The sequence below is a fragment of the Sorangium sp. So ce381 genome (assembly GCF_051473845.1).
GTDB classification, from domain to species: Bacteria; Myxococcota_A; Polyangia; order Polyangiales; family Polyangiaceae; genus Sorangium; species Sorangium atrum.
Window position 1 is genome coordinate 10,071,400 of record NZ_CP150336.1, and the last position, 12,576, is coordinate 10,083,975.

The 12,576-nt window shown below is 70.1% G+C and carries 9 protein-coding genes; 5 read left to right on the plus strand and 4 right to left on the minus strand.

Translation table 11 applies throughout. The features are described 5' to 3' along the window. Positions 1 to 127 precede the first annotated feature (127 nt). The 3 genes from WMF29_RS37840 (at position 128) to WMF29_RS37850 (ending at position 2,781) form a co-directional block, all read left to right on the plus strand. Positions 128 to 1,282, plus strand: a complete 1,155-nt coding sequence (locus WMF29_RS37840) for a hypothetical protein (RefSeq protein ID WP_437324962.1) — start codon at positions 128 to 130, stop codon at positions 1,280 to 1,282. A gap of 564 nt (positions 1,283 to 1,846) precedes the next feature. After that, positions 1,847 to 2,023: a hypothetical protein gene (locus tag WMF29_RS37845; RefSeq protein WP_437324963.1), complete on the plus strand. Its 177-nt coding sequence runs from the start codon at positions 1,847 to 1,849 to the stop codon at positions 2,021 to 2,023. Next, a complete protein-coding gene (locus WMF29_RS37850; protein WP_437324964.1) occupies positions 2,020 to 2,781 on the plus strand; it encodes a transglutaminase-like domain-containing protein in 762 nt (253 codons plus the stop codon). The genes WMF29_RS37845 and WMF29_RS37850 overlap by 4 nt, the downstream gene beginning before the upstream one ends. An 89-nt stretch (positions 2,782 to 2,870) precedes the next feature. On the opposite strand, the gene WMF29_RS37855 is transcribed toward WMF29_RS37850, so the two are convergent. From WMF29_RS37855 to WMF29_RS37865, 3 genes are all read right to left on the minus strand, one after another. Further along, on the minus strand, positions 2,871 to 5,051 hold the full coding sequence (locus WMF29_RS37855; protein WP_437324965.1) for a glycosyl hydrolase: 2,181 nt from the start codon (positions 5,049 to 5,051) through the stop codon (positions 2,871 to 2,873). A 487-nt stretch (positions 5,052 to 5,538) separates the two neighbouring features. Beyond that, positions 5,539 to 7,692 (minus strand): glycosyl hydrolase, encoded by a 2,154-nt coding sequence (locus WMF29_RS37860; RefSeq protein ID WP_437324966.1) that lies wholly within the window; start codon positions 7,690 to 7,692, stop codon positions 5,539 to 5,541. A 261-nt stretch (positions 7,693 to 7,953) separates the two neighbouring features. Then, positions 7,954 to 8,565: a peroxiredoxin gene (locus tag WMF29_RS37865; RefSeq protein ID WP_437324967.1), complete on the minus strand. Its 612-nt coding sequence runs from the start codon at positions 8,563 to 8,565 to the stop codon at positions 7,954 to 7,956. A 601-nt stretch (positions 8,566 to 9,166) separates the two neighbouring features. Here WMF29_RS37865 and WMF29_RS37870 point away from each other — a divergent pair. Next, on the plus strand, positions 9,167 to 10,351 hold the full coding sequence (locus tag WMF29_RS37870) for an acetyl-CoA C-acyltransferase (RefSeq protein WP_437331209.1): 1,185 nt from the start codon (positions 9,167 to 9,169) through the stop codon (positions 10,349 to 10,351). Then, positions 10,348 to 11,223, plus strand: a complete 876-nt coding sequence (locus WMF29_RS37875; protein WP_437324968.1) for an MBL fold metallo-hydrolase — start codon at positions 10,348 to 10,350, stop codon at positions 11,221 to 11,223. Before WMF29_RS37870 ends, WMF29_RS37875 begins: the two co-directional genes overlap by 4 nt. Positions 11,224 to 11,247: 24 nt before the next feature. Here WMF29_RS37875 and WMF29_RS37880 read toward each other — a convergent pair whose 3' ends face one another. Next, on the minus strand, positions 11,248 to 11,976 hold the full coding sequence (locus WMF29_RS37880; protein ID WP_437324969.1) for a hypothetical protein: 729 nt from the start codon (positions 11,974 to 11,976) through the stop codon (positions 11,248 to 11,250). Positions 11,977 to 12,576: the final 600 nt, after the last annotated feature.

Consider the following 12,576-nt stretch of genomic DNA (forward strand, 5'->3'; position numbering starts at 1 on the left):
GATGTGGACCGCGGGGCCGTGCCTCGCCGAGAGGCGGCGCGGCGATAGCTCCACGCTTCGATGAAGGCCGGCGACGCCTCGCAGCGCGCCATGGCCCCGCAGGTCACGTCAACCACGAGGAGGCCACATGACCAAGCGTAGGCTTATGAATCTCTCGCACGTTGCTTCGATCTCCTTCATCGCTTCTGTGCTCGCCGGCTGCGTCGCCGGCGCAGACGTGACCGACGAGGACACGGCCACTGACGGCGAGGCCGGCGAGGCCGGCGAGGCCGGCGAGGCCGGGGAGATCGGCGAGTCGCGCGAAGCCCTCACCGCCCCGCAGGGCCGGATCGCGAGTTTCTTCCGCTCCGAGAGTCACGTCGCCGGCGGCGTCACCGCCAGCGGCGTCGCCATTCCGGCGACGTCGTACGGGCGCGGCGCTGGGGTGCCGCTGAATACGTGCGATCCAGGCTTCGAGCAGCAGGGCTCGCTGTGCTACCCCAAGTGCAACAGCGGCTATGTGGGCGTCGGCCCCGTCTGCTGGCAGGTCTGCCCTGCCGGTTATTCCGACGACGGCGCGACCTGCCGTCGCGACGCGCGGATCATCAGCGCCAACAATTCGTCGTGCCCCTGGTACGATAAGTGTGGTGTCACCCTCGCGAAGGGGTGCTCCGTGTGCCCGCCCGGCTACACCAGCGACGGTTGCACCTGCCGGATCAACGCGCACATCTTCGGGAAGAGCTCCTATGGGCGGGGCGCGGGCGTCACGCCCCATTGCCGCGCTGACCAAGACCAGAACGGCGCGCTCTGCTATCCGAAGTGCGAGACGGGCTACAATGGAGTGGGGCCGGTGTGCTGGCTGCAGAACCTCGACGTCAACAGCTGCCAGGAGCTCTATGACGCCACGCTGGCAGGCGCCGCCTGGTCCAGCGGGACGACGATGACCTACGGCTTCGGCGTGGGGATCGAGGCCGGCGCGACGCTGGGAGCCGAGACCGGCGTCGTCTATGGCCGTGACGGAGAGTTCGGCTGCTATCTCACGACCTGCGCCGGCGTGGCGACCAACATCAGCATCGGCGCGTGGGGCGGCTTCTCCCTCTTGGACGTGCCGTTCAGCGGTGTCCAGGGGCAGTCGCTCGTCGTCAGCGCGGCCGCCGGGGAGATCGTGGGCTTTCAGACCTCGGAAATCCTCACCACCAGCGGGCAGTTCGTGGGCACCGCGAACAACATCTCGCTGAGCGCGGGCGTGCTCCCGATCGAGGTCGGCTTCTCCTCCTGCAACACCTGGGTGCAGCAGCTCTGAAGGGCAGCGCGCGCCTCGTTCTACGGATGCGACAACAGGACTTCCGCAGCCTGATGGGGAGCAATCCCGACGAGGCGCGCAGGGCGCTCGAGCGCACCTCGACGGACCCCTGCACTTTACCCCGATCGAGGCGCCCGAGGGCAAACGCTACCGGATCGAGGGGGAGGTCGGGCTCGAGGCGATGCTCGCCGTCGAGGGTAGTGCCAGGTGCACTACCGATGGCGTCCCCCGCGGGATTCGAACCCTGGACGCGCGTCGAGATCCGCAGGAATCACGTAGGCTTCCGCATGCTGGCGACGAGGTGACGAAGCAGACGGCGGCAGCTAAGTGCGCGGAACCTCGTACGCCGGACGAATCGCGGACGAAACCGGAGGACCCGCGGACGGTGCTGCTCGGCCAGCTCGCGGAAGGCATGCGGGCGGCGCTCGCGCCGCGCGAACTTCTCGGCACTCAGCCCGCTCCGCTCCCATCGCCCCACCCGCTCGGCCCACTCCACTCTCGTCGCCATCGCTTCCTCCTGCGTCGCGATGACAACAGGTAGCCGGCCCCCCACGGATGGTCACGATGCCCTTGGCTGGGCGGTTACGCCCGCTCGACGTGGCGCCCCCTCGTGACGCCGAAGCCGCCCGCGGGCGGCCCGCGGCCCGCGTAGCCGCGGCGAGCCACGACGTGCTCCGCTACGAGGGCGTGGTGGCCGCGGTGCGTCCACGGCTCGGCGTCGTGGTGGCGATCGGGGGTTGAGCGCCACCGTCGACGCCCTCAGCACCGCGGAGGACGGGCCCCGGGCACGGCGTGGCCGGCAAGCAACGCCCTCTCGCTTCCTACCCGCCACGCCGTTCAACGATCTCGTCATCGAGTCGAGGTCGCGGGTGGAGCTGCTCGACACCGATCCGCTGAGCTTCCGCCCGCTGCGCGCCCGGTCGACGATCCCGCTCGTGTGGATGCCGTGGCAGCGCCAGATCCTGCAGCCGTTCCTCCTGCCGCCGGAGCTGCCCGAGAGCGAGCTCGCGGAGCTCAGCGAGTACGCGATGACCTTCGTCGACCGGAACGGCTCCGATCTGCTCGACACGCTGCTCGACCTGAACGCGTCGATCTTCGAGGAGTACGAGTACAAGCAGGGGTCGACGAACCTGTTCACGACGGCGTTCGACGTGTACGCGAACCGCCGCGGCGTGTGCCAGGACTTCACGAACCTGTTCATCTGCCTGACGCGGCTGCTCGGCGTGCCTTCGCGCTACGTGTGCGGGTACATCTACACGGGGCCGAAGCACGAGAACCAGCGGCAGAGCGAGGCGTCGCACGCCTGGGTCCAGGTGTACCTGCCGGAGATCGGGTGGAAGGGCTTCGACCCGACGAACGGGATCCTGACGCAGACCGATCACATCCGCGTCGCGGTCGGCCGCAACTACGTGGACGCGACGCCGACCTCGGGCACGATCTACGTGGGCGGAGGGGCGGAGCGCCTCGCGGTCGATGTGCGGGTCGAGCCCATCGATTGACGAGGCGGCCGGCCCACGACCGCGGGGCGATCCATCGAGAGCGCCCGCGGCTCACGGCCGCCGGGCGCTCGATGGAGGGGGCGGCCGGCTCAGGGCCGCGTGGCGATCCAGTAAAGGAGCGCGGTCCGGCTTAGGCCGTCGTCGAGCGCGGTGAGCGCCTGCGCGTCCTCCCATGCCGCCTCCTTGTCGACGGTCGCGTGCGCCGCGATCAGGAACGCTTTCCAGGGGTCCTCCGCATCCTGCGTGGAGTCCGAGATCGCGGGCCACGCGTCATCGATCCAGTCCGTGGAGATGAGCGACTCCGAGATGGGCGTGATCGGGAGGAGCTGGATCCCATAGACGTACTCGGGGTTGGCGCCGAACCACGTCCCGAAGTCGGCCTTCGTGGACCAGAGCACGCCGACGGCGCCGTTCTTCTTGAACGGCTCGGGGTAGACGGTGCTATCCGCGGTGATCTGCCAGTACGTCTGCGCCGAGGCTGTCTCCATGGCGAGGAGCACCCGGCCGAGGTTCTTCACGTCCTTGTTGCCCAGCGCCTCGCCGAGGAGCTGCATGCTGTACCAGGCGTTGACGGCCTCGGAGGTCGATTCCTGGTTGCGGCCGTCCGCGAACGGGAACAGCCCGGACGCCCACGAGTGCCCCCTGAACCAATCCATGTGCCGGAACGGCGTGAAGTACGGGTCCTTGGTGCTCGGGTTCGCGATGTCGCGGACGAGCCAGAGCGCCTTGTCCCCGTACTCCTCGCGCCACGCCTCATCGCTCTTCGCCAGCACGGCCGCCGCATAGAGGAAGTAGCCGTAGTGGAAGTGGTGATCGTTGTAATACCCCTGGCCGAAGTCGGCGGACTGGTCCTCCAGGCCCCTGGTCGTCACGAGGCCGCCCCAGGTCGTGTCGTAGACGAGGGGGTTGTCGTTCTGGCCGTCGAGCCACGGGTTGATGCGCGACTTGAGCCGATCCTTGAGCTCCCCGGCGATATCCGCCTTGCCGACCACCTCGGCGATCTGCGCGAGGCGCGCGAGCTTCGCGATCTGCTTTCCCCCGAAATAGGGGTCTGTCCCGATGACCGTCTCGTCGGGCATGAACGTCCGATCCTCCTCGAGCGCCGCCATGACATCCTCACCGTACCGATCGTCCGGGAAGTAGCCGGTGCTCGTGCTCGTAGCGGGACGAGGTTTGGGAACGCGATCCCAGTCCCAGCCGATGGTACTGAGCGGGTAATTGAGCTCCCAGCTCGACCCAGCATAGGCCTTCATCCGGCCGACGACAGTGAGGTAGGAGAGGTCCAGTGTGCTTTCCGTCCCGAGGCGCGCCCGATGGTGCGGCATGGCCATGGTCAGGAGATCGCCCTCCCCCGTCGTCTCCCAGACGAACCGCACCGAAGCCGTGTCGCCTTTGAGCGACACCTCGATGTCGCCGCCGACCGGGATGGCAGCGGCGTGGTCGTCGAGCTCGGCCGCGGCGTTCGGCCCGGGGACGAGCGCGAGGCGGAGCGAACCCTCGTACGGCTCGTCCGCCGTCATCGAGAGGGCGTCCCACTCGAGGCTGATCTCGGGGAATGCATAGAGCACCCACGTCTGGCCGTTGTTGAGCGAGATCTCGAATCGGTCGCCCGTGACCGTGGTCGGGCTCGTCGACTCGCCGTTGACCGCCGTGATCGCCACGCCGTCGCCGGCGCGGACGGAGGGGGCGAGCCCGTCGTAGGTGGCCGTCACGTACGGCATCCCGTACACGATGGGCGCCGTCATCGTGCCGCCCTCCGCCGTCCACTCCACGGTGACCGAGAGGAGATCGGACGACTTGACGGTGTGGCCGGAGAAGGCCTGGCGCGCGCTGAGCGCGAGCTGCGTCAGGTCCGCCGAGGTGACGGACCTGCTCTCCACCACGACGTCGGGCCGGGAGATCGACAGCGCCTGTCGGACCGCCTTGAGGTCGTACGGCGCGGCGTTGATCCGCTGATCACCCTCGCCGAGCGCGAAGTTCATCCAGGTGGCGTTCGTGGGAAGCGGGGCCTTGAGATCGGCCAGCACGGCGCCCGGCGCGAGCGGGTGCTCCACCGCGGTGAACTCCGGCTCGACATCCGACAGCGGCTTGCTGCGGTCGAGATCCCACGTCTCGACCGGCACGCCGCCGGCGGCGCCAGTGCCGCCAGCGCCGCCGGCGCCGCCAGCGCCACCGTTACCGCCGCCGCTGCCACCACCGCCGCCGGTCCCAGAGACGACGGTCGCCTCGTTATCGCCACAAACGGCGACCGCGAAAACGCTGCATAACAAAGCCAAGATCCGAACCTTCGGATGCTTCAGAAGCATAATCCTCACTTCTCCCGTTCCAGAGCAAATCGCTCTCGCCTCATGCCACGCGGCGCAAACGCTAGCTCCAGCCTCACGCTAGCTCTGTCGCACCAAGCAGCGTAACGCGGCGGGGCGCGATTCTTTCATGGAGTAAAGGACGAGTCCAGCTCGGAGGACGGAGCGGCCCCTACCGAAGCTCGCCGGGACAGCGCAGGCCGGACGACGGAGGTCGCGGAGAGCCGTCGTCAGTGAGGCTGGATCAATAGCCGCTGCGATGAGCAGCTGTGACGGCCCGACGCGCCGAGCATGGCTCCGTCGCAGCGCCGAAAGCGTCGGCCGAGGACCCGCTCGCTCTCCGCTGGCGGCCCCTGTTCGACCTGGACGCGACCCGGCCGTGACGATGCCAAGATCGTCCACGGCCGGATTGCGGCCTGATGGTAACTAGGTCGCGAAGGTGAACCGATTCCCGCTACGGCCGCGTGGCGATCCAGTAGAGGAGCGCGGTCCGGCTGAGGCCGTCGTCGAGCTCGGTGAGCGTCTGCGCGTCCTCCCAGGCCGCCTCCTTGTCGACGGTCGCGTGCGCCGCGATCAGGAACGCTTTCCAGGGGTCCTCGGCGTCCGGTGTGGAGTCCGAGATCGCGGGCCACGCGTCCTGGATCCAGTCCTTGGAGATGAGCGACTCCGAGATCGGCGTGATCGGGAGCAGCTGGATCCCATAGACGTACTCGGGGTTGGCGCCGAACCACGTCCCGAAGTCGGCCTTCGTGGACCAGAGCACGCCGACAGCGCCGTTGTTCTTGAACGGCTCGGGGTAAACCGTGCTGTCCGCGGTCACCTGCCAGTACGTCTGCGCCGAGGCCGTCTCCAGGGCGAGGAGCACCCGACCGAGGTTCTCCACGTCCTCGTTCTCGAGCGCCTCGCCGAGGAGCTGCATGCTGTACCAGGCGTTGACGGCCTCGGAGGTCGACTCCTGGTTGCGGCCGTCCGCGAACGGAAACAGCCCGGACGCCCACGAGTGGCCCCTGAACCAATCCATGTTGCGGAACGGCGTGAAGAACTTGTCCTTGGCGCTCGGGTTCGCGATGTCCCGGACGAGCCAGAGCGCCTTGTCCCCGTACTCCTCGCGCCACGCCTCATCGCTCTTCGCGAGCACGGCCGCCGCGTAGAGGAAGTAGCCGTAGTGGAAGTGGTGATCGTTGTAATACCCCTGGCCGAAGTCGGCGGCCTGGTCCGTCAGGCCATTGGTCGTCACGAGGCCGCCCCAGGTCGTGTCGTAGACGAGGGGGTTGTCGTTCTGGCCGTTGAGCCACGGGTTGAGGCGCGACTTGAGCCGCGCCCTGAGCTCCTCCGCGAGGTCCGCCTTGCCGACCACCTCGGCGATCTGCGCGAGGCGCGCGAGCTTCGCGAGCTGCTTGCCCCCGAAATAGGGGTCTGTCCCGGCGACCGCCTCGTCGGGCATGAACCCCTTGTCCTCCTCGAGGGCCGCGACGACGGCCTCGCCCCACTCGTCCGAGACGCGGCGCGGCGCGTCCCAGCCGATCGTGCTGAGCGGGTACTTGAGCTCCCAGCTCGCGCCGGACATGCCCTTCATCTGGCCGATCACGGTCGGGTACGAGACGTCCGCCGGCTTGAACATGTTGAGGTGATCCAGATGGTGCGGCAGCGCCATGGTCAGGAGCTCGCCCTCGCCCTCGGTCTTCCAGACGAAGCGCACCGTGGCCTCGTCCTCGGTGACCGAGGCCTCGATGTCGCCGCCGACCGGGATGACAGCGGCGTGGTCGTCGAGCTCGGCCGCGGCGTTCGGCCCGGGGACGAGCGCGAGGCGGAGCGAGCCCTCGTACGGCTCGTCCGCCGTCATGGAGAGGGCGTCCCACTCGAGGCTGATCTCGGGGAACGCATAGAGCACCCACGTCTGGCCGTTGTTGAGCGAGATCTCGAATCGGTCGCCCGTGACCGTGGTGGGGCTCGTCGACTCGCCGTTCACCTCGGTGATCGCCACGCCGTCGCCGGCGCGGACGGAGGGGGCGAGCCCGTCGTAGGTGGCCGTCACGTAAGGCATCCCGTACACGATGGGCGCCGTCATCGTGCCGCCCGGCGCCGCCCACTCCACGGTGACCGAGAGCAGATCGGCCGACTTGACGGTGTGGCCGGAGAAGGCCTGGCGCGCGCTGAGCGCGAGCTGCGTCAAGTCCGCCGAGGTGACGGCCTTGCTCTCCACCGCGACGGCGGGCCGGGAGATCGACAGCGCCTGTCGGACCGCCTTGAGGTCGTACGGCGCGGCGTTGATCCGCTGATCGCCCTCACCGAGAGCGAAGTTCATCCAGGTGGCGTTCGTGGGGAGCGGGGCCTTGAGATCGGCCAACACGGCGCCCGGCGCGAGCGGGTGCTCCGCCTCCGTGAACTCCGGAGCGACGTCCGACAGCGGCTTGCTGCGGTCGAGATCCCACGTCTCGGGCGGCACGCCGCCGGTGCCGCCGGTGCCGCCGCTGCCCCCTCCCCCGCTGCCTCCGCCGCCGTCCCCCTCGGTCACCTTGGGCGGCGGCTCGTCGTCGCCGCACGCGGCGATCGCGGAGAGGCAGCTCAGCAAAGCAAAAGTCCGTAGCATCGGATGCTTCAACATCATAATCCAGCTCCCTCGCTCCCTCGCTCCAGCGCTCATCGCTCCACCTGACACGAAGCGGATCGAGAGATGAGCCCTGGTATCGTGGTAGTTTCATCGATTTGCAAGCAACGGCACAGATTCTTTCATGAAGCGCGGGGCCCGTCCAGCTTGGCGAGCGCGCCGTCCACGCGCCCGAGGCCCTCGCGATGCCATCCATCAGGTGATCGACAGCCCGCACGCCGCGAGTCGGCTATGTCGTTGTCCGACGGTTCATGCGGTCCCTTATCGAGTCTTCGCAGGCGCCTTGGCCGCGCCCTTCGCAGGCGCCTTGGCCGCGCTCTTCGCAGGCGCCTTGGCCGCGCCCTTCGCAGGCGCCTTGGCCGCGCTCTTCGCGGTCGCCCCTGGCAAAGACGCGGGCGGCGCCTCGCCTCTGCCGCCTCCGCGCACGAGCGCGAGCACCTCGTCCGCGTGTCCGTCGACCTTCACGCCGCTGAAGGCGTGCTTCACCGCGCGGTCGGGGCCGATGATGAAGGTGCTCCGGATCGTACCCATCACCTTCTTGCCGTACATCGACTTCTCGCCGTAGACGCCGTAGGCGTTGTGCGCGGCGAGATCCGGATCGCTGAGGAGCGTCACCCCGAGATCGTATTTGTCCCTGAACTTCCGGTGGCGTTCGACGGAGTCGCGGGAGACGCCGAGCACGACGGCGCCGGCCTCGGCGAAGGCGCGCAGGGCCGCGGAGAAGGCCTGGGCCTCCCGCGTGCAGCCGGGCGTGTCGTCCTTTGGATAGAAGTAGAGGACGACCGTCTTGCCCGGGAAATCCGTGAGGCCCACCGTCTTACCGCTGTCGCTTTCGAGAGAGAAATCGGGGGCACGATCGCCTGCATTCACCATCGCTCGTTCGCTCCTTGTCCACCCGGGCGCAGGGAGGACAGCCCCCCTTCCCCATCGGCGCGCACGGTAACACGCGACGTCCCCGGCGTACCACATAGCGCCCGCCGGCCCACGCCAGCGTCGCCGCGCGCCGCGCCGAGGCGACGAGTCGGCGGGGCCTCGGCCCGGAGGGCGCTCAGGGCCAGCCCGGATCCGGCTCGGGCGGAGCTTGGATTCCGTCCGAGGGCGTCCGCACGACGACTGCGCTCCACTCCCGGTTGCCCGCGCCCGCGCGCGGCCGCGGCGTCCCTCCCGCGAGGCGCGGCGCGCGGCGGCTGGGTGGCGACACACGATCTCGGAGCGAATCGCGAGGAGCCGGGTCGCGAAGAGCCGGGTCGCGAAGAGCCCGGCCGGCGGCGCGAGGCAGGGGGCGATCGATGTGAACCCGCGAACCGAACGAACCGAGCGAACCGCGCAGGCAACCGTGCACGCCGCCGCGCAGGCAGCGGAGCGCCCGGGGCCGGCTTGCCCCCCCGGGGCAACCGAGGTACCCAAGGCCTATTCGCAAGGCGCATGGACGGCGTCATCGAATAACATGGCATCAGCGCTGCTGGAGGAGATCATGACCCTGCCCGTCCCCGTGTACATCGTCGCAGCGGCCCGGACGCCGATCGGCGCGTTCCAGGGCGCACTGTCGCCCTTGCCCGCCCCCCGCCTGGGCGAGGTCGCCATCCGGGCGGCGCTCGAGCGGGCAAAGCTGTCTCCGGAGGCCGTCGAGGAGGTGTTCCTCGGCAATGTCCTGTCCGCGGGTATCGGGCAGGCTCCGGCCCGGCAGGCCGCCATCTACGCCGGCATCCCGAGCAAGGTCCCGGCCACCACCGTGAGCAAGGTCTGCGGATCGGGCCTCCAGGCCGTCATCTTCGGCGCGAAGACGGTGGCGCTCGGCGACGCGGACGTCGTCGTCGCCGGCGGCATGGAGTCGATGTCGAACGTGCCCTACTACCTCCCGCAGGCGCGCTCCGGCTACCGCATGGGCGACGGCAAGCTCGTGGACGGCATGATCCACGATGGCCTGTGGGACCCGTACGGGAACTTCCACATGGGCACCGCGGGCGACGCGTGCGCCAGGGAGCACGGCTTCTCGCGGGAGGCGCAGGACGAGTACGCGAAGGAGAGCTTCCGCCGCGCGGTCGCGGCCCAGCGCGAGGGGCTCTTCGCCGCGGAGATCGCGCCCGTCTCCGTCCCGCAGAAGAAGGGCGACGCGGTGGTCGTGAAGGAGGACGAGGGCCCGCCCGCGGGCAAGCCCGAGAAGTTCGCGTCGCTGAGGCCCGCGTTCCAGAAGGACGGGACGATCACCGCGGCCAACGCGTCGTCGATCAACGACGGCGCGAGCGCGCTCGTCCTGGCGAGCGAGCGCGCGGTCAAGGAGCACAAGCTCACGCCGCTCGCGCGGATCGTCGGCTATGGCGGCGCCGCGCAGGCGCCCGAGTGGTTCACGACGGCGCCGGCCGCGGCCATCGCGAACACCACGAAGAAGCTCGGCATCCCGACGGACCAGATCGACCTCTTCGAGGTGAACGAGGCGTTCGCGGTGGTGGCGCTCGCGGTGAACAAGCTCTCGGGGCTCGACGCCCAGAAGGTCAACGTCCGCGGCGGGGCGGTCGCGCTCGGCCACCCGATCGGCGCGAGCGGGGCGCGCATCCTGACGACGCTGCTCTTCGCGATGAAGGACCGGAACGCGAAGCGCGGCCTGGCCACGCTCTGCATCGGCGGCGGCGAGGCGCTCGCGGTCGTCGTGGAGCGGTGATCCGCCCGCAGCCCGTCGGGCCCGGCGTGCGCGGCGTGGAGGCCTTCCCCGCGCGCACGCCGACCCTGCCGCCCGCGACCCACACGAACAGCTATGCGCTCGGCGGCGGCGAGGTGCTGCTCGTCGAGCCGGCCACGCCGTACGAGGACGAGCGCCGCGAGTGGCTCGCGTGGGCGCGCGGCTTCGCGTCCCAGGGGCGGTCGATCGCGGCGATCGCGGTGACCCACCACCACGCCGACCACGTCGGGGGGGCGCGCTTCTTCGCGGCCGAGCTCGGCCTGCCGGTCTGGGGGCACGCCGAGGCGGCCCCGCGCCTCCCGGGCGTCCCGCTCGCGCGCCGCCTCGCGGACGGGGAGGTGGTGCGGCTCGGCGGGCCGGAGCCGATGGCGCTGCGGGTGCTCCACACGCCGGGGCACGCGCCCGACCACCTCTGCTTCCTCGACGAGGCGCAGGGCGCCCTGGTCTGCGGCGACATGGTGGCCGGCGAGGGGACCATCCTGATCGATCCCCGGGAGGGCGACATGGCGGAGTACCTCGCGCAGCTCGAGCGGCTCGCGGGGCTCGGGGCGCGGGTCGTGCTGCCGGCGCACGGCGGGCCGATCGACGCGCCGGAGGCGCTGTTCCGGCGCTACATCGCGCACCGGCTGGGGAGGGAGCGGCTGGTGCTGGCGGCGCTCGAGGCGGCCAGCGCGGCCGGCGCGAGCGGCACGTCGATCGAGGCGCTCTTGCCGGTCGCCTATGCCGACACGGCGCCGCTCGTCTGGCCGCTCGCGCGGCTGAGCCTCGAGGCTCACCTGATCAAGCTGGAGCGCGAGGGGCGGGTGGTGCGCCGCGAGGACCGCTGGCGGCGCGCGGCGGGAAAGGACGCCTGACCGTACGGTCGGGCGGAGCGGGGGTCACTTCGCGGAGGCGTCGCCCTTCGCGCGCCGCGCGTCGCGGTCGCGCTGACGCTCGGCGATCCGGCGTGCCCGCTCGGCCCGCTCGGAGGCGATCACGCTCGGGGATTTCGTGCCTGCCTTGATGGATTCCGCAGCCCAGAACTTCGCCGCCTCCTTGCTGGACATGGCGCAGTCGTCGCCCTCGTTGCAGCTCATGCGCGGGCTCTGCCGCTGCGCGCTCTCGGGCGTCAGGGCCGCGCGCTCCTTCCCCTGGGCAGCGGCCGCCCCTGCCGACCGCCCTGCCCACGCGCGGCGCGCCCCGGCGCTCGATGCGGCGCACTCCCCGGCCTCGCTGCAGTTCATGCGCGACTCGGCCTTGGTCTTGAGCGGCGAGGCGCTCGTGCGGGCCGACGCCCCGCGCCCTGCGGCGGCGCGCGCCTCTCCGCGGGTCCGGTGGGCGGTCGCCGCGCGAGAGGGGCAGTCCGCGCCGGTATCGGAGCAGCGGATCCGCTCCTGTCCGTGGGAGAAGCGGCTCGGCAACGCGCGCTCGGCGCGCTCGGAACGCCACTGCCGCCCGGCGGCCTGGTCCCGCGGCTTGTAACGGTAGGTCCGGTCCACCGTGTCGCCGCGCGACCTGAGGACCTCGATGTGCCGCGGCGCGCGCGCGGCGCGGCCGCCCTCGGCGAGCGCCACGCCGGCGCAGAGGGAGACGGCGACCAAGGTGGTGACCATGGCGGATACTTTCATTGGTGCTCCTCGCTCTCCAACAGAATGGGTGGACGACCCACATCGTTCCCACGAGCCTTGCCTGCATGGGCTCGCCGGCCGTGAGCGAGACACAAGCAAGAGTGACACCACCACGGAAATACGGGAAATCAGGCGGATCTAGAGCGACAAACGGGTTGAAACTTCGAGAAAAAGCAGGAATTTCACAGGGAGGCGGGGAGGCGGGGAGCGAGACACGGCAAGAGGGAGAAATTCATTTCTTCTTCCTCCCCGCCTCCCCGCCTCCCTGTGAAAATTCTCCGGGTTTCAACGTGATCGGTGTTCTAGAGCGAGGCCGTCACACGGTTAACGCCGCCACCGGGAGCGGGCCGTCAGCGCGCCGCGCGGAGAGCAGCGTCTCGCAGCACTCCCCGGAGGGTTCCCATCCACAAGTTCCATCGCCAAGACGAAGCCTCCTCGTGCCAGCCGACCTCGTGCACGGTGACGAGTGTGCGGGTGCATGAGGCGGCTAACCGCGTTGCCCTCGCGCAGGAGCTACGCTCGCGCAGTCGCGCTCCGGCTCCGCGGTGAGTCAGCTGAAATGCTCGCGCTCGTCGCCGCCGAACTCCGCGGTCAGTTAGC

Coding starts and splice junctions, on each gene's coding strand:
- WMF29_RS37840 (WP_437324962.1), top strand. CDS start 128: ATGACCAAGCGTAGGCTTATGAATCTCTCGCACGTTGCTTCGATCTCC.
- WMF29_RS37845 (WP_437324963.1), top strand. CDS start 1,847: ATGCCCTTGGCTGGGCGGTTACGCCCGCTCGACGTGGCGCCCCCTCGT.
- WMF29_RS37860 (WP_437324966.1), bottom strand. CDS start 7,692: ATGATGTTGAAGCATCCGATGCTACGGACTTTTGCTTTGCTGAGCTGC.
- WMF29_RS37865 (WP_437324967.1), bottom strand. CDS start 8,565: ATGGTGAATGCAGGCGATCGTGCCCCCGATTTCTCTCTCGAAAGCGAC.
- WMF29_RS37870 (WP_437331209.1), top strand. CDS start 9,167: ATGACCCTGCCCGTCCCCGTGTACATCGTCGCAGCGGCCCGGACGCCG.
- WMF29_RS37880 (WP_437324969.1), bottom strand. CDS start 11,976: ATGAAAGTATCCGCCATGGTCACCACCTTGGTCGCCGTCTCCCTCTGC.